Raw genomic sequence first — 465 nt, 5'->3', positions numbered from 1 at the left:
CTGGGACGACGAGGACGGCGAGGACGGTGCCGGAACCTTCGAGGAGTTCATGGGGGAGGATGACGAGGGGGACGACGASGGGGACGACGAGGACTTCAAGGAGCCCTTCGAACGCTCCGTCGTACGGGACCGCGGGGTGACCGTCCCGTGGAACCGTCCCGCCCCCTGGCCCGAGCGGGGCCGCCTGACCGGACTGCTCAGCGTCGAGCGGCACGGCAGCCGCTGGCCGAAGACGGCGGGGCGGGTGCTCGCCATCCACGTCGTCACGCAGGAGTTCGCCGAGACCCACGCCGGTTCGCGCACCTACGAGGCGGTGCCGGGCGAGCGCGAGCTGCGTCCCGTCGCGGAGTGCCCGGAGTGGTTCCGCGGGGAGGGCGCGTCCGGCACGGGCGAGGGCCGTGACCGCTTCCGGCGCGAGACCGGCGTCCTGGTGGAGCTGGCGGTCCCGCACGCGTAGGGCAGGGT

1 protein-coding gene is annotated in these 465 nt (G+C 73.9%); it reads left to right on the top strand.

Annotated features, from left to right (window positions below; genetic code table 11):
* Positions 1-457 (top strand): DUF6578 domain-containing protein (locus AB8Z36_RS42090; protein ID WP_369218575.1); only part of this gene is annotated, 457 nt, incomplete at its 5' end.
* Positions 458-465: the final 8 nt, after the last annotated feature.

Source organism: Streptomyces flavofungini (genome assembly GCF_041028215.1).
Taxonomy (GTDB): domain Bacteria; phylum Actinomycetota; class Actinomycetes; order Streptomycetales; family Streptomycetaceae; genus Streptomyces; species Streptomyces flavofungini_B.
Note: the sequence above shows the minus strand (reverse complement) of the source record. Positions and strands in the feature narration are given on the sequence as shown.